Here is a 22615-nt window from a genome sequence, read left to right on the forward strand (position 1 = left end):
GAGGCACCCCCCCGCCTCAGGCCGGCCGTGCCCGCGTACATCACGGTCCCGGCCGCCTCAGCCTGGCCTGGCCCGCCTCAGAACAGGCGTGACCGCCGTCGAAGGTCCCGGTCTGATCGGCGCTTGCGGCCCAGCGGCAGGCCCCAGCCGACTGCGTCGGTCATCAGGAGCATGACCGCCCACCTTCCGCGTTCGCCGCCCACATTCACTCCACCGCCGTGCCGTCATAGCCCACATCTCGTGACCCGGCCAAGCCCTCAACCTCGTCACCATCGTGATCTCCGGGTCGCCCTCACATACCGCCTCCGGCTCGCCGGACCGCCCGACACGGCGTTCCTCGACCTCCGCACCTCGGACGGGCACACCGACACCAAAGTCCGGCGCTTCCCCGTGTCGTGACGACGCGAGAGGCCGCGGGGAATGGCCTATCAGAGGGCGATCCTGGAGGCTACGAGGTGCTGGATCAGTCGTAGTGCCCGCTCGGTGTCCCAGAGTCGAGGGGAGGCCAGGGGCCCGCTCTCGGCGCACAGTTCGTCCCGTGGGAGATCCGCCGTGGTGGGCAGCACTCGCAGGACCTCGCTCAGGAATGTGCCGAAGTGGTCGCCGACCGGTTCGGCAGCAGCCCGGCGCAGTTGCTCCAACGCCGCTTCCACCGCGGCCAGCCGGGCAAGAACAGCGGCGGCGTCAACCAGTTCCCCAGGAGGGGGTGCGAAGTCCATGTACTGCACGATCCGTTCGGCCATGGCTGCGTCGGCCGGTGCGGCCCGCCACTCGTGGGCGTCGAGTGCGTCCTGGGCGCGCTGCACGATCTCGGCCACCGCGCGAGCGACCGGCCGGGGCTGCAGCGCGAGCGAGCGGCCGGTCCACTCGCCCGCGTACTCGGCGAACGAGGGGTCGCCCTCGATGTCGCTGTCCACATCGATGTAGTCGATGTCGATCCTCTCGTGGGCCTCGGAGTGCTCCCACAGCAGCTCCACCGGGTGGTAGGCGTGTTCGTACAGGAACTTCCACCACGCCTCTCGGGGAACCGGGGCATCGAGCAGCTGAAGCTTGATCCTGCACTGGTGACACACCACGTCAACAGGTTCCCACATCTCTTCCTCCACCCTTCCCGGCGTGGTCTCCACCCCACCAGGATCGATCACTTGCACTAACGTCCGCGTGAAGCCGCATCGTCGCCACGCCGACTGAGGCGGGAGTAGCGGTATGTGATGTCGTCGAGGAACTTGCCGATCAGGCCCAGCGCACGTTCCGCGTCGAAGAGTGCCGCGGGCGTGAAGTCTCCCCGGTCCGTGAGGAGGGCCTCCGGCGCGGTGTCCACCGTGGATGCGAGTGCGCCGGAGAATGACCGCAACGCCGCCGGGAGGCTGGCCTGGTCGTCCGGGAAGGACGCGGCGGCACGGTCGAAGGCGGCACGGGCCCGCTCTACCACCGCCGCACGTGCCAGTACCTCCGCGTCGTTCACCCGTCGTCCCGCCGCGAGCAGGGGCCACCGGGTCACGGCAGCAGCTCGTCGACCGTCGCCTCCTCAGCCGGGTGAGCGGTCCACTGCCCGGACTCCCTGGCCTGTTCCAAGGGGGCCAGCACGGCACGCACCGCCGTGCACAGCGGCCGGGGGCGCACCAACAGGTGCCGACCGTCTCAGTTGTCGGCGACGTAGTCGGCAACCGAGGGCGAGTCCTGCAGGTCGTTGTCGATGGTGGTGAAGTCCTCGTCGACATGTTCTCACGGCGAGGACATCTCTCCGGCCAGTTCCACGCGGTGGTACGTGTGCCCGGCCAGGAACTTCCAGACTGCCGCGGTCGCGACCGGATCGGACTCGGCCGGACCGGAGTCCGTGAAGATCCTTCGCTGCACGGCAGACTGGCGGAACCAACCCGGGTCCAATACCAGGGAACAGTTCCAGCAGATGAGGCTCGCGCAGTCCGACATGCTTTTTCATACCCCTACCTCGTGAAACGGCCCGGCAGGAGGCTCGGTGCGGCGCCTCCTGCCGGGCGAGGACGATCAGAAACCTTCTCTCTCCATCGCCCTCTCCTTGTTCAACATCCCTTGCCTCATCGCGTCGTCGTACCCGGAGTCGTCTCCGCCTCCGCCGCCCTTGCCCACGTTGTGGAGGTCGGGATCCCCCAGGTCGTAGGTGCCGAGCTCGCCGCCGGTGTCGTCCACGATGCGGACCGTGTATCCGCGCCACTTGGAGATGTCCCGGCCCGGTTGCTTCTGCCAGGCCCGCAGCCAGGAGTAGGCGTCATTGGTCTTGGGCACCTGGAAGAAGATCTCGTTGATTTTCATTCCCTTAGCCCTGAGCTGCTTGGTAGCACTCGACAACTGCTCCATGAATCGTGCCTGCTTGGGGTTCGCGATCGTCTTGGCCTCGCGGTAGCCGACGCGGTTCCCCTGGCGGTCCAGCAGCTTGATGTCCGGGTTCTTCTGGCCCTGCTCGTTCTTCCCCTTCGCCTCCGGGTTGACCTCCGCTGTGGTGTCGTCCGGACCTCCCTCGAGCGCCTTGTAGGCATTCTCCTCGGTCAGCAGCGGCTTGTTGTCCGGACCCTTGTGCTCGTTGCGGAGGCTGGCGGCACCCGCGTCCTTGCCGTCCGACGTCCCCTCGTGCGGCGTACCCCCACCCCCGCTGTCGCCGTTCTGCACCGCGTACGCGATGTTCGGCGCTGCCACCGCCCCGGCGACGGTCGCGGCGCCGACGACGGCCAGTCCAGTGCCTGCGAAGTCGAGGGCCGCGCCGAGGGGAGCGCCGACGACCGTGGCCATGAGGGCCGTGCCGCCCGCGTCCGCCGCCGCGCCCAGGAGCAGCTCACCGACTCCGAGGGCCGCCTGGGCCCAGTTGGTGCGCTGCATGACGTCGTTGGCGGTCTGAGCGAAGCCGGAGACGGCGTTGCTGAGGGAGCTGAACCAGCTGGCCCCGGTGGGGTCGCTTCCGGTGACCGGGTCGTTGCCGCTGTAGTCGTAGCCGGAGATCTGCGAGGGGTCGGAGGACTCCAGCAGGGGGTCGAGGGAGACGAAACGGCCGGTCTGTGCGTCGTACTCCCGAGCTCCGAGGTCCTCCAGTCCAGTACCGGAGTCGGCGATGCCGCCGACATAGCCCTTGTCGCCGGGCCAGGTGCTTGGCGCGGTGCCGCGGACCTTGCCGAAGGGGAGGTATTGCCGACGGGTGACGGCCTGGCTCTGGTAGTCGACGGCGAGGGTGTCAGTGCCCTGGCGGTCGGGGATCAGGTACTGGATGTCACCGCTGCTGCTGCGTTCGGCGACGATGGCGTTGCCGAGGGCGTAGTAGCGGGTGCCGCTGAGGGCGTGGCTGCTGGTGTTCTCGACGATCTCTTCGTCGTCGAGGTAGAGGGTGGCCTGGCTGGGACCGGTGCGCAGCACCAGGTTGCCATCGGCGTCGTAGACATAGCCCGTCGTTCCGGCGGAGGTGGTGTCGGTGACCAACTTGTCCTGGTCGTTCCAGGTCAGGGTCTGGTTGCCGAGGGCGCCGCCGTTGACGGCGGTGGTGTCGCCCGCGTTGTCGTAGGTGTAGGAGGCGGTGTTCGCCGTGGCGCCGGGTCCGGTGGCGGTGGTGGAGGTGAGGGTGTGCGGCTGGTCGGTGGCCGAACCTACAGCCGGGTAAAGGTAGTTGGTGGTGGTGTCGTTGGCGGTGTTGCCGCCGGTGTCGTGGTCGGTCTCGGTCAGCCGCTCGCCGTCGGCGCGGTAGGTCCAGCTCTCCCAGTACGGGTTGGGCCCGCCGACCATGGAGCTGCTGCCGGCCGCCGGGGCGGTGGCGCAGTGGTCGGTCGCGGTCCATGCGGCGGACAGCCGCACGTCCCAGTCGTAGGCGTAGCACTGGGTGTCGGTGGTCGCGCCGCCGTTCTGCGCGTCGGTCACCGAGGCGAGCAGACCCGACCCCTTGGAGACGGCGCCGTCGGACCACTTGTAGGACGTGTCGTCGACGACGGTGGAGCTGCTGGAGTCGGTGGTCTTGGCGTCGGTGGGCTGGCCGGTCTGCGGGTCGTACTGCAGGGTGAGGTCGACCCAGCTGGTGGACGGGCCCATGGAGTACTGCAGCGGGTGCCCGTACTCGTCGTAGCCGAGGGCGTTGACGTAGGTCCAGGCCGTGGTGCCGGTGCTGGCGAGACTGGTCGGGGCACCGTACTGGTCGTACCCGGTCGCGATGGTCTCGGAGGGAAGTCCGCCGGCCGCCGCGTCCTGCTGCGTGGCCGGCGTGCCGGTGGTCTTGTACGTGTACGAGGTGGTGTACCCGCCGGAGGGCGCCAAGGCGGCCTCGTTGGCCGGCAGGTTCGCGAGCGTGATGCGAGAGGCGGCCACCTCGCCCAGGGAGGTGTAGCCAAGCACTGCGCTGGTCGCCGAGGGGCTCGACGTGCCGAGCTGGTAGGAGGTCGAGGAGGTGAGCAGGCCCTTCTTGAGGGTGTCGTACGTCCACGACGCGATCTGATTGCTCGTGGAGGCGGTGGCCCCGCCGGTGGTGTCGTACGCTGCCGTCTTCCGCCCGCCCGCATCGTAGGCGTAGCTGGTGGTCTTGGAGCGGGAGTCGGTGGTGGTGAGGACCTGTCCCGCGTTGTCGTAGGTGGCAGTCGACGTACCGGCGTCCGGGTCGCTCGCGGAGGTCTGGTCTCCGAGCAGGTTGTAGTGCCAGGACCACGTGTTGCCGGCCGGGTCGGTCTCGCCGGACTTCGAACCGTCGGGGTTGTAGGTGTAATGGGTGTCGGAGTAGTCGCTGCTGGGGTCGTTGACCGGGTCGGCCGGGACTCCCGCGTGGTACTGGTACAGGTCGGTGACGTTGCCCCGGGCGTCGGTGAGCTGGGACTCGGCCACACCGCCGGCCGGCGGGACGGTCGTGGTGAAGTTGCCGCCGAAGACCGTGGTGGTGTGCCAGGTCTCGGTGCCCAGGGCGTACGCGGTGGCCGTGGTCTTGCGGCCGGCTCCGTCGTAGGCGAAGCCGGTCTCGGACGGTATCTGGCCGTCCTGGGCCTGGACGAGTGTGGAGTTGGGCGCTCCGGTGGTGTAGTAGGGGTTGGTGGTCTTGGCGACCCATCCGTCGGTGTTGTAGACGGTGTCGGTGATGGTCCGTCCGCCGTCGACGGTGCCGGTCTGGGTCTCGCGCAGGCGCAGGACCTGGACGACGGCGACGGCATGCCGGTGGCCACCGACACCGCCGCGACCGACACCCTCAACACCCTCAACGCAGCGGGTGCCAACCCGAACCTCGGCAACAACCCGCTCACCCTGACCGGCGGCACGACCTGGGCCACCGACGCGACCCGGGGAACCGTCCTGTCGCTCGACGGCAGCAGCGGCTACGCCGCGAGCGGCGGCCAAGTGCTCGACACCACAGCCAGCTACTCGGTCTCCGCCTGGGTCAAGCCCTCCTCGCTGCCCAGCAGCAACGCGACCGTCGCCGGACAGGACGGCACCCAGAACAGCCCCTTCTACCTCCAGTACAACTACGCCCACAAGAGCAGCCCAGGCTGGGCCCTCACCTTCACCAACGCCGACACGACCAGCCCCTCCTTCACCCTCGCCTACGCCTCCGGGGCCACCGCGAACACCTGGACCCACCTGGTCGGCGTCTACAACGCCGCCACCAAGACGGCCCAGCTCTACGTCAACGGCGCCCTCGCCGGGACCGCGGCCAACGTGACGTCGTGGGGCGCCACGGGCGCGTTCTCCGTCGGGCGCTCGAAGTACAACGGGGCCAACAGTGACTTCTTCCCTGGCTCCATCAGCAACGTCCAGGCGTGGAACTACGCGCTGACCGCCAACCAGGTCACCGCCGTCTACCAGCAGATCCCGTAACGACCAGGGAAACCAGGAAACCGATGTCCTTCATCACCGGCTCAGGCCGGCACGCCAAACCGCGGCCCGCACGGCTGCGCACCGCGATGGCCTCCTCGGCCCTCGCCGCCACCGCCGCGGGCGGCGTCCTCGCCGCCGCCCCGGCGCAGGCCGCCACGACGACGTACACAGTGAAGGCCGGCGACACCCTTTCCGGCATCGCGCAGGCCGAGCATGTGGCCGGCGGCTGGCAGGCGCTCGCCCGGACCAACCACCTGGCCAGTCCGTACACCATCCACCCGGGCGAGCGACTGGCCCTCCCCGCCGTCTCGACGGCGTCGCCCTTCCCCGTGCCGGTCGCGGTGGGCAAGGCGACCCAGGTCGTCACCGTCCAGGCCCACGGCTCCTACGCCACCGTCATCGCGTGGCAGAAGAGCGGAACTACCTGGCACAAGGTCTACGCCACGACCAAGGCCAGGGTCGGGGCGAACGGGGTGACCGACGGCGCCACCCGCAAGCAGGGCACCGATACGACGCCGACCGGCACGTACACCATCACGCAGGGCTTCGGCGTCGGTACCAACCCCGGGACGAAGATGCCCTATCACCACGTGGCCACGGACGACTGGTGGGTCGAGGACCCCTCCTCGCCCTACTACAACCAGATGCGCACCTCGGAGCAGGGCGGCTTCCCGCTCACCGAAGCCGGCGTCCACGGCAGCGAACACCTCATCAACTACCCCACCCAGTACAACAACGCCCTCGTCATCAACTTCAACACCAACCCCGCAGTCGCCGGCCGCGGCGCCGGCATCTTCCTCCACGACCTCGGCCCACAGGCCGGCCCCACGGCAGGATGCGTCGCCCTGCCGGCCTCGGTGATGACCGAGATCATCCGCTGGATCGACCCGGCCCAGCACCCGGTAATCGCCATTCACTAGCGCCCGCGCGGCGATGCACGACGGTCAGGGGCCGCAGGTCGAGAACCGATCCGCGGCCCCTGACGGGACTCGGAGCCGACCCCATGCCACAGGCGCTCGAACCGGTAAAAGGGACACATGGCTCGCCAAGGGCATACGCACCACGGTGTCCACCAACAATCCCCATGCCCCGCTACGGCGCGTCCGTCCTGTACGGTCCCTGGCCAGACGTGCCGTACTTCCCCACGGACTCAAACCTGCGACCATTGTCGACGCCCTACCGGTTCAGCCGGACGACGCTCCAGATCACCAACTGCTCGCCCCCAACCAGGGGCTTTCCCTGTTCCCATGTTCCGTGTCCCCTGCCGGGGGCACCTTGGATTAGGTGCCTAAAGACCCCGTGACCAGCTGGTTAGCTGAGCGCGGGGTCTTGTTGTTTGTGCAGGCGGATGCGGTCGGAAGCAGCCGTTTGCCAGTGATCACGTTGTAATAGCGTGTTGATCTTGGAAGGCTTCGCGGCAGGTCAGCGGGCGTTCCGCGGACCCCTCAGAGAGTAGTCCTGTGGGCCCAGGGCGCACCGGTCACGCAACTCAGATCAAGCGTTGTCGCCAGGGTGAAGGACAGCCTCCGCGATCTCGCGCACGCGGTCCTGCTTGATCCCTGTGCGCTGCTCGACGGCGAGAGGATGATCGGTGGGTTCCAGCTCGATAAGGGGGCGTTGACCGACCGGACGGGTGTGGGCGTGCGTCTTCAGGTTGAGCGTGCTGGGTGTGTACAGACTGAGCTCGGTGGTCAGCCAGCCGAAGTACGGCTTCTCAGCTTCGCGGCCGGGGGTGTTCCACATGTCCAGAGCTCGGGCGAAGTTGTCTCGGCTCAAGGGACGGGGGCGGCCGGCGAATCGGGCAGACCGGTGACCGTGCCGAACGGCTCGCCCTTGTCGAGCGCGCCCACCAGCTTCGCGCGGAAGCGGTCGGCCAACGTCTTGGTCTTGTACGACTCGCTGAACGGCTGGCCGTCGACGACCCACCGCACGAGGTAGGTCAGCTTCTTGGTGGTCTTGTTGACGGAGATCTTCCAGACAGAGACCTTGTACGACTTCACGACGCAGCCCCCTCCGCCCGCTCCTCCAACCAGTCGTTGAGCGCGTCCCGCCGGACCCGTAGCTCCCCGTTCGGCAGCCGGATGCAGGCAGGGGCGAGGCGCAGTTCCCGCCAGCGGTAGAAGGTGCGTCGGGAGATGCCGCCCAGTTCGTCGAGCACCTGCCGAACGGTGAGCAGTTCGGCCGTCTTCGCACGGCTCTCACGCCCCACGACGACCACCGCCCTCCCGCACCGAAGCGGCCAGGAGCTCCCCCGCTGGCGAGTAGCCGCGCCCCGCATAACGCCACTGGCCAACCGTGACGGTCGGGACGCCGGCCAGTCCGAGGGAGTCCCGCTGTTGCTCCGCGCGATGGTCGGCACGTGCCTGCCTGAGAGCGGTCAGCGTGGTCGAGTATCGGCGTGACTTGCTGGAGAAGTGGCCGCCGTACCCGAGCATGTGCGCCCAGCGACGAAGCCCAAGCGGCTCGAACTCCGCCAGACCGCCCAGCCACCAACACGTGCCGATCATGCGCAGCACGTGCGCCCGGACGGGCAGCATGACCATGCCCCGCGCGTCGTAGATTCGGCCGTCCACCGCGCCGGCGGACTCCGCTCCCTTCGTCGCGTACTTGGCGATGTAGCCCGCGACGGCTCCCGCGGAGGCTGGCCGCTCCCCCGCGTCCCGGCGGTACGAGGTAACGGGCCGTACGTCGACCTGCCTGCCGAAGCGCAGCTCCCGCGGACCGACGATGTCCGCGCCCGGGGCCACAAGCCGCACCCGACCAGCCACCACCGGAACGGCCTCCGCCAGCAGTGCCGTAGTCGCCCAGCCCGGCGGAGGTGAGTCAGGCCCGTCCGGTCCGTCGAGGCGGATCACGCCATGGAAGTGGACCAGGCCCCGCCGCTGGTACTCAGCGACCTTCGCGTACGAGAGTCGGGCAACTTCCCCGAACTCCGTACGCGACAGACCGGCCCGCCGAGCAACCTCCCGCCGCAGCTCCAGCCCGAACCAATGCCAGAGCCGACCGGCGAACGCGTGCCAGAGAACGGCGCCCGCGTAGTCGTAGCAGCGCGGGCAGAGCGGTTCACCGAGGCGAGGATCGTCGGCCGCGTGGCGCGTACGGCATCCGACCGGCCGCCCGTGTGGACAGCACTCCCCCGGCCGGCGGGGACGACAGGCCCGTACGAGCCCATCGCGCTCCCGCCGAGTGTGAACCGGACCGAAGCCGGGAGCGGTGAGCGTGGCGAACACGCGCGGGTGCCCGCTCACCGCCTCGTTGACGTTCTTGCCGCCGACGAGTCCGGCCCGAACGAGTTGGTACGTGTCCGCCCGGTACAGCGCCGAGCAGGCCGGACAGACCGTCGCCCGCCGATTGCCGCACGCGGTGAGCAGGCGACCGCCGTAGACGTCCGACCCGTACGAGTGCAGAGCCGCACCCGTGGCCGTGTCGAAGACGGTCGCCGTGCCGACGAGGTGAATCGGGTTGGTACAACCGCCGAGGCGAACGATGTTCCGGCGCCAGGCGGCGAACTCGGGTTCCGAGGCCCTGGCGACCAGAGCGGCAGCGCTGCCCGGCACGAGCGTCGTGGTCATCGTCGACCACCGCCCCCACCAAACGCGTGCCGCATCACGGCCGAGATTGCCTCCGGCCGAGTCTTGGCGCTGAACCGGAACGTCGGATCCGTGAGCCAGACCGCAGCAGCGTGCGCCGGGCACAGGTGCTGCTCGGTGTCGTCGAGCCCGACGAGGACGACACGTTCGGATCCCTCGCAGGTCGAGACCTCGGGATCGTCTCCCTTCAGGTCGCAGTCGGGCAGCGGAGATTTGCGCGAATGATGCGCAGTGGACAAAGTGTGAGTGCTCCTTTCACTGCTCACGTGGCGGATGGAGTGGGTTCCTGACGGGGTCGGGTTTGGCGACTTCGCGCCCCGTCGGGAGCCCGTTGCACGGGCGATCACTGCCGCTCCTCGGGCGGTATCGCGATGACGCTGTATGCGATCGAGCCGAAGTCACGGCGTGCGTCGTAATAGCCCTCACCGATGTCCTCGACGGGCACGCCGAGAGGCGCGGCGACGTGCTCCGCGCCCTCCCTGCGCGCTGCCGCGTCGGACGCGTCGACGAAGACGCCGAAGGACGCGTTGCGCGGGACGAGGACGGTGGGGTTGGCGGTCAGGAAGTCCGCCGGCTCCCGAAGGCCGGCGATGAACGCGGCCCGGTCACCGGAGCGGATGACGTACTTGGACACAGGAAGTCCCCTTCTCTTCCCAACGGGTGCTGTCAGAAGCGGAGTTGACCGAGGAAGCCGTTCACGCCGTCGAGGAACGCTTGGGCGAACGGGGCGGCCACGGTCTTGGAGAGCAGGAAGCCGAAGGCTCCGCAGAGCAGCGCGTCGGCCCACCGCAGGTACCGGATGCGCAGCAGGAACCAGATCAGCAGGCCCAGCAGGAGAACGGCGGACATGGACACCAGCACGGCAGGCCCCTTTCACGGCGCTTCGACGTGCAGCCCGGACAGGACGGGAGTCAGGTGCGCGTACTCGGCGGCGACGGCTTCCGCCTCCGCCTCGGTGATCAGGTGCGAACGGGCGCGTTCCCAGCCGTCGCCGGAAGCGCGGACGGCAGTACCGGCCTGTTCAGGCGTGATGGCCTGCGCTGCCTTCAGGGCATCGGGGTTGAGGTCACCGAGCGCCATTTCGGCTGTTCCGGGGTCGGCCACGCGGTGACAGACCCGGCCGCCGAGCTGTGCCCGCAGGGCGGTGACTCCGGGGCCCAGGTCGGAGCCGACGCGTTGGCCGGCGACGACGAGGAACACCCCGAGTGCCGCGCCGAGCTGGGCAAGTCGGATGAGCGCCGTACCGACCGCCTGCGCTTCGTCCTTCTCGCTGCGGCTCGCGACGAGGAACAGTTCCGCGATCTCGTCGACGATCACGACGATGGGGACGGGGCGTTCCTTGTCCGGCAGGCCCCAGACGTTTCGGACCCGTGCCGCCCGGCACACGCTCATGCGGTCGAGGGTCAGATCAACCAGCGCGGCCAACAGCCGGACCGCTTGCTCACGGTTGGTCGCGAGGGCGGACAACCGCGGTCCGTAGAGGGAGAGCTCCATGCCGCCCTTGCAGTCGATCCCGACCAAGGCGACGTGCTGCGGGGCGAGGCCCGCCACGAGCGCGTTGATCAACGTCGACTTGCCGGAACGGGTGGCCCCCACGATCAGCCAGTGCGGCACTCGCCGCAGGTCGACCACCCACGCGGCCCCGGTCTCCAGCACGCCCACGGCCACCCTGAGCAGATGGCCAGCGCCCCGCTGCTTCGGCACCCGCGGAGCGGCCAGCGGATCGGACGCCGACGCGACGATCCGTACGACCCCCGGCTTCCAGGAGGTCACGCGCACCGCGTGACCCTGCCAGTCCTCCGCCATGGCCGGCGCCGCCTTGACGAAGTCCTCGGGCACCTGCCCCGGTAACAGCCGGACCAGCAAGACGAAGCCGCCGGAGGTCGGGCGTATGAGACCGCGACGTGGCACGCGCGGCTGTGGCGGAGGCGCGCCGTTGCCGACGAGCCCGGAGACGACCGTAAGCGCCGGTCGTCGGCTCACGGCCAGCCCTCACCCGGCCATCAGCAGCCGCCAGGTCCGCACGACCCGGAAGGCGGCGACCGGAAAGCCGAGTAACAGCCACCAGGCGACGGGATGACGGCGGTGCAGGGCCGGGCCCGCCAGAAGCAGACCCGACACCAGCACTGCGGCCACCAACAGCACCCAACTCGGCCCGGTCGCACCGGCCGATGTGGTGGCGGAGGCCAGTTTCATCACTGCCCGGCCCCCTTGCCCGCCGGGGCGGGAGCGCTCAGGGGCCGGATCTCCGCGGCACGGAACGCGATCCCGTGCCGCCCCTCGTTCTCCCACGGCGTGGCGACCAGGTCCCGCACGGCCACCGGCATGCCGAGCTGCACACCGGTCGGCTCACCGGCCACGCTCACGTTCACGACGTCGGCCGACGCCCCTGCCATCAGGCAGAGGCCGACCTGGTACATGGTCTTGCCGGTCTCGCGGTCGACCCACAACTGACCGGTCTCTCGGTTGGCGACCCGCGGAGCCGGGGGCACGGCGCAGATGATCCCCGTGAACTTCGCGGTGTCGATCGGAAGGCTTGCCACTGTTCGTCTCTCCTCATCTCTGGCACCCGCAGGCCGATCCTGCGGGTTGCTAGACCACCCGTAGTACGGGTAACGCAGACCAGATTGCCGACCCGTAGTACGGGTTGTCAACCGACCTAGCGATACGAGAAGCTGTCCACGATCGTGGGCAAGCCGTCCACAGCAAAGAACAGCCGCAGAAGCCACGGCCACGGAGGGCCCGCATGCCGCCGAAGAACACGCAGCCGAAGTACCGGCAAATCGCCGACTACCTGCGCGATGGCATCCTGCACGGCACCTTCCCGGCCGGCCAACCGCTCCCGTCCGAGGAGGCGTTGGCCAAACAGTTCGGCGTGACGCGCCCCACAGTCCGTCAGGGCCTGGCCGAGCTGAGGGCATCCGGTCTCGTCGAGGCCATCATGGGCCGCGGCACCTTCGCCCGCTCCCCCCACAGCCGCCCCGGCCTCACCCGCCCACGCGGCGTACGCCGAGCCTCGGACGGCCGCTACATCGAAGCCGACGGCATCCGCTGGACCGACGCCGAGCCGCCGGTAGCCACCCGGACCGACGCCCCGTTGGCCCTGGCGGACCTACTCCGTATCCCGCCGGGCGAGCCGATGTTCACGTACGACGCCCTACAGACGGCAGACAACGGCCACCTCCGCCAACTCCACCGGACGTACGTGCCGTTCTCGGTGCTAATAGACACCAAGTACGAGGAGGAAGCCCCACCGCCGGCGCCGGAGCTCTACGTCGCTCTCACCGACCTGGGCCACGAACTCCACTTCACGGAGTACGTCCGGACGCGCATGCCTCTACCGGACCAGGCTCAGGCCCTCAGACTCGCGGACGGGGTGCCACTTCTCCATGTCCTGCGCGTGACGCTCACGGCGGCGGACAAGCCCTTGGCTCTGGAGGAGTTCCACCTACCGGGCGACGAGTTGGAGCTGTCGTTCAGGCTGTAGCCAGACCTCTGGTGGCTCAGACTTTCTTCACGTGATCAAGCCCCGGCTGCGCTCCGCTCCGCCGGGCGCGCTCCTGGCTCCGCTCCGCCGCCGCTCCTGCCTTCGGCTCGCTCCGGCGGGCTGCGCCAACGCGCGCCCACGCGGGGGCCCGGAGCGATGGGTGATCACCGTACACATGTCGCAGTCAGGGCGATGCCTCCGGCGGGGGATCGGCCGACACCGGGATGGAGGGAGCGCCGTTCCCGGCTACCGGTTCGTAGTGGCGTGCGCGGGGAGCTCCCATCCCGACCACCGTCGACCCAGGCAGAGCCGAGCAGACGCAGCCCATGGCGTCCAGGTCGTTCGTACAGTGGCGCGCTCCACCTGGACGCCATGAACCACGCCCGCTCCACGGTGTGTGGGTCGACGGCGGACGGGATGGGAGCTGGGGAAAGTGGTGGGTTACTGAAAGGACACATAGTCGCCCCGTGTTCAGTAGCAGCCCACCACTAGAGCCTGTCCGACGGGTCACGGAGTGAGCGGCCCGTCGCACGGGCGCATGGACGGTCACGCAGCTTGGATGTTCGATGCCTGCTTGCCCTTCGGACCCTGCACAACATCGAACGACACCTGTTGGCCCTCTTTGAGGGTCTTGAAGCCATTCATGGTGATGGCGCTGAAATGGGCATAGAGGTCCTCGCCTCCTTCGTCCGGGGTGATGAAGCCGAACCCCTGCGCGTCGTTGAACCACTTCACAATTCCGGTTGCCACGCTCGCTCCGCGTCCTGTGTGCGTGGCCGTCATCGACCACGACCGAATCATGGCACAGGCCGAAGCAGTATGCATACGTATGCTCACTGTGCGTGCACGCCATGCGGGCCTTCACCGACGAGGCAGCCGCCTGAGCTATCGGACACTTCCCAGGCCTCAGCGGTGGTGGTGCCACCAGTAGAGCGCGACGGTCGCGGCCCCGCTCAAGCTGGCTTTCACAGCCGTACGCATGAGCTCATCCGAGGCGTAGTTCAGGAGCTTACGGAAGTGGCGGCGTGCACCCCGTTCGACCAGGTGGGTGCTGATCCGGCGGGTTCCCCGGGCCGTGCGTGCGAGTTTGCGCATAGGTTGCTGACGGTGGCAGCGCCTACACTTTCGAGTGCTGGGAATGTCGACCTCCTTCGGTTGGCATTTCTGACGGTGTTGGCGGCCTCCTGCGTAGGACCAGGGGGCCGCCGCCGTTACCGGAGGAAGCTTGGGCCTGCGTTAGGACCAGGGAGCCGCCGTTACCGGGGCCGTGGCCGCATTCTCTATTCTGAGGCAGCGCACTGACACTGGGGCATCGCGAACAACCCTGCCCTGAACTGCATTTATGTTCATTTGGTCGGTGACGGTCAGTCAGTTTTGTCAAACTATGTTGATGGCTACACGCCCAATGCGCATCGAGCACGGTCGGACCCCAGTGGCCGACGAGATCATGCGAGATCAGATCCGGCGAGCATCCAAACAGTCGGGAGACACCAGTGCCAGCTTCCGGCTCCTCATCGCGACCATCCTTCGCGATGCTGCCGAGTCCGTCCTCCGCGAAGAGGTCATCGCGGCCCGAGAGGTGCATTCCCTGACCTGGAGGGAGATCGGTGAAGCTTTGGGAGTCTCAGCTCAGGCTGCACACCACAGGTATTCGTAAGCGCACGCCGGGGCCCGAGCGAACAAGGCTGTGCGCCTCACGACTGCTGGGACTCAGGGCGAGCGGCGAATCTGTCAAGTCGGCCTAGGACGGCTGACACCAGCGCCTGACACCAACAACCCCGCACAGCAACGGTTGGCGCCGGACCTCTGCGTATGGCATGGGCAGAAGCACGGCCGGTTGACCAACACCGCCGACGTCCCATGATCGACCTGATAAGGATGAGGCTGGATCTCAAAGCCTGTGCTATCGCTTGTAAATCACGTCCCCGTCAGGGGCGTCGACAGGCTTTGAGTATCGCTCTGCCGGGCCGCCGGACATCGGCTTACGATTCGGGATCAGCGCTGAAAAGAGCAGACCCACAATTGCCGCCGCAGCCCCGACGATGAACGTGGTCCGGAACCCCTCCGCCGAGGGCAGCGTCGCCGAACCGACCGTGATTGCGCCGTGTGCCAGGATCACGGTCAGGGCCGCGCTGGCGGCGGTGGTTCCGACCGAGCGCATCAGGTTGTTCACCCCGTTGCCCGAGGCCGTCTCGGTCACCGGGACCGCATCGGTGATCAGCTTTGACGTGGCAGCGACTGAGATGCCGGCGCCGGCCCCGATGATGCCCGAGGCGATGACGAACTCGATGACGCTGTTCATCAGGAGCGTGACGAAGACGTAGCCGGCGGCGATGACGAATGCTCCCAGCATCATGGCCAGCCGGGCCCCGTACCGGGTGATCAGGCGGGTCGCGACCGGAGTCAGCAACAGCGCCACCACTCCGTTCGGGGCAACGGCGAGCCCGGTCCGCACCAGGCTCTGACCGAGCCCATAGCCGGTGGCGGGAGGCGCCTGCAGAATCTGCGGAAACGCGAAGAGCATGGTGAATATCGCGAAGCCGACCACGATGGTGGCGAGGTTGGTCATCAGCAGCGGTCGCCGCGCGGAGAGCCGCAGGTCGACAAGGGGGGAGCGGGCGTGCAACTGGTGCCGGCCCCAGGTGAGCAGGATGACGACGGCCGCCGCGCCAAAGCAGAGCGTTCGGGTACTGCCCCAGCCCCACTGCCCGCCCTTGACGATCGGCAGGAGCAGGCCGATCAGTCCCACGGCCAGCCCAAGGGTACCGACGACGTCGAAACGTCCCTCGGTTCGCTGCGGCGACTCCGGCACCACCAGCGCGGTCAGGAGGGCGCAGAGCAGGCCCAGCCCGGCCGATCCCCAGAACAGCACGTGCCAGTCAAAGTGCTCGGCGACCAGACCGGCCAGTGGAATCCCCACCGCGCCACCGAGGCCGAGCGTCCCGGTCAGAAGTGCGATCGCCCCGCCAATCCGGTGGGGCGGAAGTTCGTCCCGGAAGATGCCCAGGGCGAGCGGGATCACCCCGAGCGCGCAGCCCTGCAGGCCACGGCCGATCACCATCAGCCACAGCGAACTGGTCAGGGCGGACATCGCCGCGCCGGTGATCACCACGGAGAGCGTCAGCAGCAAAGCGCGCCGTTTGCCGAAGAGGTCACCGAGGCGTCCGCTGACCGGCGTGACGATCGCGCCGGTCAGAAGCGAGATGGTGACGACCCACGACGCATCGGTGGGCGAGGCGTTCAGAAGTGTGGGAAAGCTCGGGATGAGCGGGATGGCCAGCGTCTGCAGCAGCGACGCCAGCAGGCCGGTGAGGGAGAGGACGGCAACCATGGCCGAAGGAGAACCGGAGCGCTTCACGCAAATCACCACGCTGACCCGGCGCTGGCGCGCTGCGCGTAGTAGGTCGTCAGCAGCTCCGTCGGCTCCGCGCCGGGCCCGAAGGCACGACTGCGGGTCATCGGCGCCGTCACGACGCGGTTCGCCAGACGCGTGCCGCCCAGGACGATCGGATCAAAAGCAGTGGTCATGGTCTTCCTCACGACGAGTGCTGCTCCGCGGCCCGGGCCCGACGTGGCCCGCACCAGCGAATTCCTGTCCGAACAGTAAATCACCTGTCCGAACAGGTAAATCTCGAGGATTCGTTCCGGCGACCGATGTGACGCGCACCGCACCCGCCGTGTCGAGCTCTTTACTTAGGGCCACCCCCGGCCGACCGGCACAGCCGTCGGCCCAAGGGGGTAGGGTTGACTGGCCGGACAGGAAAGTGAGGCAAGTGATGGCGCAGTCCACACCGGAGAACGAGAAGGGGCTCACAGAGGCGGCTCAGGAGGCCACGGTCCCTGTGCCGGCCGCAGCCGGCGGCGGGCCCATCAGCCACACGATCTTCCGACTGGCCCGCCTGCACCGCATGCACGTGGGACACCTGCTGCGCCGCGTCGGCCTGTACCCTGGCCAGGAGCTGGTCATGATGTACCTGTGGGAACTCGGCCCCCAGCGGCAAGCCGACCTGGTGCGCCTGATGGACTCCGACGCCGCCACCATGACCCGCACCGTCCGGCGCCTGGAGCAGGCCGGCTTCGTCCACCGCCGCCCCTCACCCACTGACAAGCGCGCGTCACTCATCGAACCCACGGCGGCCAGCCATGCCCTGCGCCGAGAAGTCGAGCGGGTCTGGAGTCAGCTCGAAGACCTCGTGACGGCAGAACTCTCCCCCGACGAGCGGACCGCGGCCCTGCTCACCCTGGAACGCCTGGAGCACAACCTCGCGCAAGCCACCGCCGATCTCGCAGGCGCAGACCATGCACGCAGGTGAACGACTCCGCACGGCCGCCCGACCGGCACAAGCACGCTCGGAAAGCGTGTTGGTCTCCGACTGCCGTTGCACCGGGGACACCGTCGACTGAGGCAGCCAGGTTGAGGGTGTGGAAGAAGAGGACGCGATCACCATCAGACTCACGCGCGATCAAGCGTTCATACTGTCTGACTGGCTCTACCAGGTGATGTTCAAGTCCGACGACCTTGCGGGGATCATCCGCGACCGAGCCGTCTGGTCACCGGTCTATGCGATCTCGGGCACGCTGGACAAGACGCTGAGCGAGCTCTTCATGCCCGACTATGACGCACGACTCGAAGCGGCCAAGGATCGTCTCCGCGTCGACCTGTACAGCGGGGACGGCGAGCCGACGTCGCCCGGCGAGAGCGGCTGAGGCGGCGGACCGAATCCTCCGCCCGCCGGCGCACCACTTGCGCACCAGATCGGGCGGGGAACCGCGGGGACCAACGGTAAAGCGGGACCGGCCGAAGGAAGCCGTGTTCTGAACGTTCGCCCAGGTCAGTAACCAAAGCAACCGCAAGTGACCGCAGCTTCCCAAGCTGATGGCCTTGAGGAGGTCAAGACCCACTTGTCCTTACGGCCCGGCCGGCGAGGCTTGCTCTAGTCGACGGGATTGGCAGTATGGCTGAGGCCAATGGGGTGGAGCGAGGCATATGCTCGCCTGGTCGGTCAGCAGGTCGCCGTCATGGCTGACTGTCGTCGGCTTACGCCCAGATGGACTGCGTCGAGGGTGCCTGGCAACGACCGACCGACACGAGCCCTCATACCGATCGATTCTGGGTCGTCCCTGGGCCGTCAAAGTGTTTCTTCTGCCGGGCGATAGAGTTGCGTCAGGGAATGATGCCGGGAAATCCAACGCCCGCTTCTGGGCCTGTCACTCCAAGGTCAGCGCGCATGGCTGACCTGAGACCCTGGAGTTTCATTTCAAATGCACTAACAAGGTCACGATATTCCGACGTAGTCTGAAGAAGACCGTTCGCGATGGGATCTTTCATGTTCCGCAGTGATTTATATGCCGCCTCCGAATGGCGCACGACATCAGGAGGAGCGGTGATGAACATCTCCATCCTCCTTTCGTAGGCCTGACTTTCGGGTAATGCCCGACGCGCCATTTCCCATCGCCGTTCAGATGCGAGGGATGAATTGTAAGCGACTTCCCGGAGGCCATTACGCCATTTTGCGAGCGCTACCAAATAGGCCGCATATACGTCTCTCCTTGTGGACTCCTTCCTAGCATCCTTCTCCCGCCTCCATCTCATGGCGTCCACTATTAAAGTTGATGCCATTCCGATTCCAGCACCTACCAGAGCGCTCGCCAGCGAAAACCAATTCATCAGATGAGGGTAGCGATACAGAGTCAACAGGTGAAGAAGCACGCTTGTCACCCACTCAACGACGTCGGGCACCTCCAGCTACGCCGCGCCGGTACTTCGCATCGCGGATTCGTCTCTCGGCGAGCTCGACGCGGCTGCCCGCCGCCAGGTCACCTTCCGCCCTCCCGACGCGTAAGCCAAGATGGCCTGGGGACGTGCCAGGTCATGCGTGACACCCCGGGGAATTACGGACAACACGGCGCCGGTCAACCAGGCCCCATGGCCGCTCCGTCACAGGTCAGCAAGGCAATCCAGTACCGAGGCCCCCAAGCTGATGTCCTCTCATACAGATCAGCTACGAGCGCCCCAGACAGCCGCCAAGCGTTTCGGTCTGCCGCTTCGTCCGGGCTGCGGCGCTGGGGCGCCGGTCCCGGCCGAGCGGCAGACCGACGGCGAGGAGGCAGAAGGCATAGCAAGTGGCCTCGCACGTCATCCGCCGAGGGAAACAGCGACGTACGGGGCGAGCCGACCGGTCGCAGGAGCACGCTCGGACCGCGACCAGCCGGAGATTCTATTGGGCTGGCCGCACGTCGGCATGGCGCTGACCGGCTTTACTACCAGCCCATCGCGGCCTCGATCTTCTTGTTGTTCACCTCCTCACGACCATCAATGCAACCCTCATATCGGCGGTGGATGACTTCCGGCGAGTTGCCAGCGCGGCGGGCTACTTCGGCAACGGGGACGCCTGCGTTCAACCAATTCGTGATACACGTGTGTCGCAGGTCGTAGGGCCGGTGCGCAAGCGGCGAATCCACCTTGTCCGGAGGGAAAGCGATGGGGCGAGCCTCCTGCCACACCCGCCAGTAGCTCGAAGTCCCAAGCACCTCGCCGCGCTCGTTGTGAAAGACCCGGCCGTCCTTCGCAGTCCCGAACTCCCTGATGTGCTCGCGCAGCATTACAACCAACGGCGGTGGGATGGGAACCGGACGGTCGGACTTGGACTCACGGGACTTGAGTCCGCGTCTATCATGCCGCTTCCCTGAATCCGTCCACTTCATACCGGAAACGGGCCGGGTCTCTTTGAGGGTGAGCGTGCCCCATCCCGTTTCGGGCAGGTAGCAGTCCCTTTCCCGGAGGCCGACCGCTTCGGCCGGGCGCATCGCCGCATAGAGCTGACAGGCGAAGAAGGCGACCAGCCGACGCCCGCGGTTGCGGTGCACCGACCCGACGTACGAGACCGCCGTGAGCAGCTGGGCTCCCTGCACGGGGTTCACCAGAACACGGGGGTCTACGACGTCACCGCGGGTGGAACCCGTGCGCTTGACCCCCGCGAGCGGATTCATGTCCAGGTACCCGCACTCGATCGCATACTCCATGGCGGTGTTGCAGCCGTCGGCGAAGCCGACCTCTCAATGGGCGTAGGAGCCGGAGGCGACTTCCGATCTGCTTGCGTCCAGGGAGCGACACCTGTGACGTCTTCGGGAAGGTGCGCGCCGTAGCCCCGCCAAGGACCCACTTCCTGCCTGATGCGCACTATCTGCGATACAGGAGACCACCGCACACCTTCCGCGATCAAGGAATCTGCTGGTCAGAGGCCATTCGCAAACCGAACGCTGAAGGGCGCCGCGACCTTCCCGCGAGCAACCGGGTTCTCACGTGTTGAGTTCCGCTCGATTCCTGCGGTGAGGGTTCAATACTGCTTCAGGGTCTTGAGATCAAGCCATGTCGAGCACTTATCACTCTTAATTCGGTTTGCCCGTCGCGCAATCTCCGGCTGCTTGCCCAACGCCAAGAAGTCCTCGCGCGCCTCATCCGTCAGATGCCGCACCTCGTCGCATTGCTTCGCAGTCGGTTTCCCTAGATCGTCAACGAGCATCATCGCGCCCAAAGCCCAATAAACGCGTGTAAAGTGATGGGCTTCTATCCTGATGTATCGATTTCTCTTTCCCTCCTTATTTGAAATATCGAGTGCTGCCTGATACTCCTCTCCCATCTTTGGGAAGTCCAGGTTCTGCGCGGCGACATCGGCGAGTACCCGATACGCTTGCAGCGCCTCCAGCGGGTCCTCCATGCGTAGCCCGCCGACTCCGTCGGGGACTAGTCGGGTGGCCAGTCTTAATGCTCTCTGAGCCATCCTTTCTGCAAGTTCAAGGTCTGTGGTGGATAGTGTTAGGAAAAGACCTATCAGTCGATACGCGGAAGCACTCACGTTGAGCTTTTTCTGACCGTACTCATTGACAAGGCTGTCTATTTGGCTCGCTAGCGTGACGATCTCATTGCGGCTAGCGGATCCACCGGTGCGGTCGAGTTGGCTCATCTGTACTACGTATTGGGATATTGCGGTTCGGGCGGCATCTTCCTGCTGGGTAGCGGCGAGATTCTTCGATGCGCTGACGCCGTAGAACGCCGATATTGTGGCAGCGATGGCAGAAATGGCTGCGATGACGGCGCTGGCTACCGCAGCCCTGGCCGACACATGTTCAGTGCTCGACGGGGAGGCACCTGCCCGCGGGGACGCCTCGGAATGACGAAGCATGTCCCGCTGTGCATTGGTGAGACCCTTCGATACGTTGACACGGACGACCGCCGATATGGCAGAGATGGCCGCGATGACGGCGCTGGCGACCGCAGCCCTAACCGACACTCGTTCGGCGCTCGACGGGGGTGGACCTGTGCGCCGGAACCGTCGGTCAAAACGAAGCATGTCCCTCCCGCGTCGCATGACTCCAGCCCTGTAGTTGCCTCAAGTTCAGCGTGCAGCACCCGGTCTGAGCAGGCTAGCTATAGGCAGCCAAGAGAGCGTTCGGCGACGTACAAGTGCGGCACCAGGACCCACGGAAGTATCTTCCGCGCCATGTCCGGTGCCCTGAAGAGGCGAAGTGCAAGCACCGGGAAATCCGAGAGGCCAGGGCACGTCCGACACGCCTCCGACACAGTTGGCCTCGCTGCCGCCACCGGATCCACTCCGCCGCAGGTCATGGGGGCTGGACTGTGCGATCGGCACAATCGCTCCGGAGCCGTGTAAGCGGATCCAGATTCTGCTGTGCACTCCGCGGACGGACCTGAGCAGTTGGACCAACGCCCGCTCATGCGGAGCAGCGGCGATTTACACTGCCGGCACAGCGGGATGAGACAGAGCTTGGGGGAGCGCATGGCGAACCGCAGGACGTACGACAACGCAGCGATCGCCGGCCTCATGGCGCTGTGCCGAGGCTATTGCTACTGGCCTGGTTGTACGAATCCGGTGATCATCATGGTCAACTGTGTACCGCGCCTAAATGCAGAGATCGCGCATATTCGCGCCATCAACCGTGGCGGGAAGCGCTTCGACGAATCATGACCCGTGGAACGGCGTAACAGCTTCGAGAATCTGATTCTACTGTGCGTCCCTCACCACACGACCATCGACGGCTCCGCCAGCGATGAGTACCCCGTGGCCGTTCTAGCGTCCTGGAAAGCAGCTCGGGAGGGCCAAAGCCTGGAGGCCTTGCAAGGTCTGAGCGGACTGACTGAGGCACGCCTCGGTCAGATGCTCGCAGAGGCCCAGGGCCAGTTTCTCGACGAGGTTCGTCCAGCACTGACCAAATTCTCGAAAACCGCTCCTGAACTAGCCCAGCTCCTGAACACCTTGCTCGACGAACTCGCTGATCCTCGCGTGCACGGCTTTGGCCTCAGCCAGGACTCCATCGAGCTCTTCAGCAGCGCCGCTCGTCGGCTGGGAAGCTTCGAAGAAAACGTCAACGTCCCTGCAGCAGCAGCTGACAATCTCGGGAACCTTGGAGACGGCGCCACGGCCCTGGGTGGGGTTGTCGGGCAAATCGAACGTGCGACGTTGGCTATCCGAAGCGCCATCGACGAGATGCCCCACGGTCGCCGGTGACACAACCCAGCACCCTAGCCAGGGCGCCCAACGCAACTGTTGAGCCGCAGTGACGCTGACCGACCGCGGAATCTCCGAGTGAGCAGCGAGTGAGGTACGTGTGCGGGAGGAGCACTATAGACGTTCTCGCAGTTCACAGGCCCATCTGCGTACTCCTAACGCCTGCCCTCCGGAGCCGTGTGCGCAGGTTCGAATCCTGCCGGGGG

The 22615-nt window shown here is 66.9% G+C and carries 26 protein-coding genes and 1 pseudogene; 7 read left to right on the forward strand and 20 right to left on the reverse strand.

The genetic code is table 11. The features are described from left to right. Positions 1–428: 428 nt before the first annotated feature. From ABT137_RS32255 to ABT137_RS32270, 4 genes are all read right to left on the reverse strand, one after another. Entirely contained in the window at positions 429–1094 is a 666-nt protein-coding gene (locus ABT137_RS32255; RefSeq protein ID WP_351714639.1) for a hypothetical protein, read from the reverse strand. A 56-nt stretch (positions 1095–1150) separates the two neighbouring features. Continuing rightward, entirely contained in the window at positions 1151–1501 is a 351-nt protein-coding gene (locus ABT137_RS32260; RefSeq protein ID WP_351714640.1) for a hypothetical protein, read from the reverse strand. Between the two features lie 224 nt (positions 1502–1725). Further along, positions 1726–1857: a hypothetical protein gene (locus ABT137_RS32265; RefSeq protein WP_351714641.1), complete on the reverse strand. Its 132-nt coding sequence runs from the start codon at positions 1855–1857 to the stop codon at positions 1726–1728. Positions 1858–2007: 150 nt separating this feature from the next. Beyond that, the gene (locus tag ABT137_RS32270; protein WP_351714642.1) at positions 2008–5328 is read right to left on the reverse strand and encodes an RHS repeat domain-containing protein; all 3321 of its coding nucleotides are present in this window, start codon (positions 5326–5328) and stop codon (positions 2008–2010) included. Here ABT137_RS32270 and ABT137_RS32275 point away from each other — a divergent pair, their 5' ends adjacent. Together ABT137_RS32275 and ABT137_RS32280 are read left to right on the forward strand one after the other, a co-directional pair. Beyond that, on the forward strand, positions 5329–5805 hold the full coding sequence (locus ABT137_RS32275; protein WP_351714643.1) for a LamG domain-containing protein: 477 nt from the start codon (positions 5329–5331) through the stop codon (positions 5803–5805). A gap of 23 nt (positions 5806–5828) precedes the next feature. Next, entirely contained in the window at positions 5829–6725 is an 897-nt protein-coding gene (locus ABT137_RS32280; RefSeq protein WP_351714644.1) for a L,D-transpeptidase family protein, read from the forward strand. A 574-nt stretch (positions 6726–7299) separates the two neighbouring features. Here ABT137_RS32280 and ABT137_RS32285 read toward each other — a convergent pair. The 10 genes from ABT137_RS32285 to ABT137_RS32330 form a co-directional block, all read right to left on the reverse strand. Next, a complete protein-coding gene (locus ABT137_RS32285) occupies positions 7300–7548 on the reverse strand; it encodes a DUF2199 domain-containing protein (RefSeq protein WP_351714645.1) in 249 nt (82 codons plus the stop codon). Between the two features lie 29 nt (positions 7549–7577). Further along, positions 7578–7805 (reverse strand): hypothetical protein, encoded by a 228-nt coding sequence (locus ABT137_RS32290; protein WP_351714646.1) that lies wholly within the window; start codon positions 7803–7805, stop codon positions 7578–7580. Continuing rightward, a complete protein-coding gene (locus ABT137_RS32295; protein ID WP_502984605.1) occupies positions 7802–8023 on the reverse strand; it encodes a helix-turn-helix transcriptional regulator in 222 nt (73 codons plus the stop codon). The genes ABT137_RS32290 and ABT137_RS32295 overlap by 4 nt, the downstream gene beginning before the upstream one ends. After that, positions 8004–9377: a replication initiator gene (locus tag ABT137_RS32300; RefSeq protein WP_351714648.1), complete on the reverse strand. Its 1374-nt coding sequence runs from the start codon at positions 9375–9377 to the stop codon at positions 8004–8006. The genes ABT137_RS32295 and ABT137_RS32300 overlap by 20 nt, the downstream gene beginning before the upstream one ends. After that, positions 9374–9634: a hypothetical protein gene (locus ABT137_RS32305; protein ID WP_351714649.1), complete on the reverse strand. Its 261-nt coding sequence runs from the start codon at positions 9632–9634 to the stop codon at positions 9374–9376. The genes ABT137_RS32300 and ABT137_RS32305 overlap by 4 nt, the downstream gene beginning before the upstream one ends. 104 nt (positions 9635–9738) lie before the next feature. Further along, a complete protein-coding gene (locus tag ABT137_RS32310) occupies positions 9739–10029 on the reverse strand; it encodes a hypothetical protein (RefSeq protein WP_351714650.1) in 291 nt (96 codons plus the stop codon). Positions 10030–10061: 32 nt separating this feature from the next. Continuing rightward, a complete protein-coding gene (locus ABT137_RS32315; protein WP_108014878.1) occupies positions 10062–10256 on the reverse strand; it encodes a hypothetical protein in 195 nt (64 codons plus the stop codon). Between the two features lie 12 nt (positions 10257–10268). Beyond that, positions 10269–11378, reverse strand: a complete 1110-nt coding sequence (locus ABT137_RS32320; RefSeq protein WP_351714651.1) for an FtsK/SpoIIIE domain-containing protein — start codon at positions 11376–11378, stop codon at positions 10269–10271. Positions 11379–11387: 9 nt separating this feature from the next. Beyond that, a complete protein-coding gene (locus tag ABT137_RS32325) occupies positions 11388–11591 on the reverse strand; it encodes a hypothetical protein (protein ID WP_351714652.1) in 204 nt (67 codons plus the stop codon). Continuing rightward, the gene (locus ABT137_RS32330) at positions 11591–11938 is read right to left on the reverse strand and encodes an SCO3933 family regulatory protein (RefSeq protein ID WP_351714653.1); all 348 of its coding nucleotides are present in this window, start codon (positions 11936–11938) and stop codon (positions 11591–11593) included. Before ABT137_RS32330 ends, ABT137_RS32325 begins: the two co-directional genes overlap by 1 nt. A 203-nt stretch (positions 11939–12141) precedes the next feature. Here ABT137_RS32330 and ABT137_RS32335 point away from each other — a divergent pair, with 203 nt between their 5' ends. Then, positions 12142–12882, forward strand: a complete 741-nt coding sequence (locus ABT137_RS32335; protein WP_351714654.1) for a GntR family transcriptional regulator — start codon at positions 12142–12144, stop codon at positions 12880–12882. Between the two features lie 546 nt (positions 12883–13428). Here the strand turns inward: ABT137_RS32335 and ABT137_RS32340 are convergent. From ABT137_RS32340 to ABT137_RS32350, 3 genes and pseudogenes are all read right to left on the reverse strand, one after another. After that, on the reverse strand, positions 13429–13632 hold the full coding sequence (locus ABT137_RS32340) for a cold-shock protein (protein ID WP_143599455.1): 204 nt from the start codon (positions 13630–13632) through the stop codon (positions 13429–13431). Positions 13633–14785: 1153 nt separating this feature from the next. Next, positions 14786–16213 carry an MFS transporter gene (locus ABT137_RS32345; protein WP_351714655.1) on the reverse strand — a complete coding sequence of 476 codons (1428 nt, stop codon included), beginning with the start codon at positions 16211–16213 and terminating at the stop codon, positions 14786–14788. A gap of 44 nt (positions 16214–16257) precedes the next feature. Then, a pseudogene (locus ABT137_RS32350) lies at positions 16258–16410 on the reverse strand (oxidoreductase); the annotation flags it as partial. 248 nt (positions 16411–16658) lie between these two features. Here ABT137_RS32350 and ABT137_RS32355 point away from each other — a divergent pair. Both ABT137_RS32355 and ABT137_RS32360 read left to right on the forward strand, forming a co-directional pair. Further along, complete coding sequence (locus ABT137_RS32355; protein ID WP_350776790.1) at positions 16659–17195, forward strand: MarR family winged helix-turn-helix transcriptional regulator; 537 nt, start codon at positions 16659–16661, stop codon at positions 17193–17195. 109 nt (positions 17196–17304) lie between these two features. Continuing rightward, complete coding sequence (locus ABT137_RS32360) at positions 17305–17589, forward strand: hypothetical protein (protein ID WP_351714656.1); 285 nt, start codon at positions 17305–17307, stop codon at positions 17587–17589. 457 nt (positions 17590–18046) lie between these two features. Here the strand turns inward: ABT137_RS32360 and ABT137_RS32365 are convergent, their stop codons facing one another. From ABT137_RS32365 to ABT137_RS32375, 3 genes are all read right to left on the reverse strand, one after another. Next, positions 18047–18283 (reverse strand): hypothetical protein, encoded by a 237-nt coding sequence (locus ABT137_RS32365; protein ID WP_351714657.1) that lies wholly within the window; start codon positions 18281–18283, stop codon positions 18047–18049. Positions 18284–19143: 860 nt separating this feature from the next. Next, positions 19144–19905: a tyrosine-type recombinase/integrase gene (locus tag ABT137_RS32370; RefSeq protein ID WP_351714658.1), complete on the reverse strand. Its 762-nt coding sequence runs from the start codon at positions 19903–19905 to the stop codon at positions 19144–19146. Between the two features lie 314 nt (positions 19906–20219). Further along, complete coding sequence (locus ABT137_RS32375; protein WP_351714659.1) at positions 20220–21233, reverse strand: hypothetical protein; 1014 nt, start codon at positions 21231–21233, stop codon at positions 20220–20222. 447 nt (positions 21234–21680) lie between these two features. Between ABT137_RS32375 and ABT137_RS32380 the strand changes: the two genes are divergently transcribed. Both ABT137_RS32380 and ABT137_RS32385 read left to right on the forward strand, forming a co-directional pair. Further along, on the forward strand, positions 21681–21869 hold the full coding sequence (locus ABT137_RS32380; RefSeq protein WP_351714660.1) for a hypothetical protein: 189 nt from the start codon (positions 21681–21683) through the stop codon (positions 21867–21869). A 3-nt stretch (positions 21870–21872) separates the two neighbouring features. After that, positions 21873–22409: a hypothetical protein gene (locus tag ABT137_RS32385; protein ID WP_351714661.1), complete on the forward strand. Its 537-nt coding sequence runs from the start codon at positions 21873–21875 to the stop codon at positions 22407–22409. Positions 22410–22615: the final 206 nt, after the last annotated feature.

It is taken from the genome of Streptomyces sp. NPDC001980, assembly GCF_040296885.1.
GTDB lineage: Bacteria > Actinomycetota > Actinomycetes > Streptomycetales > Streptomycetaceae > Streptomyces.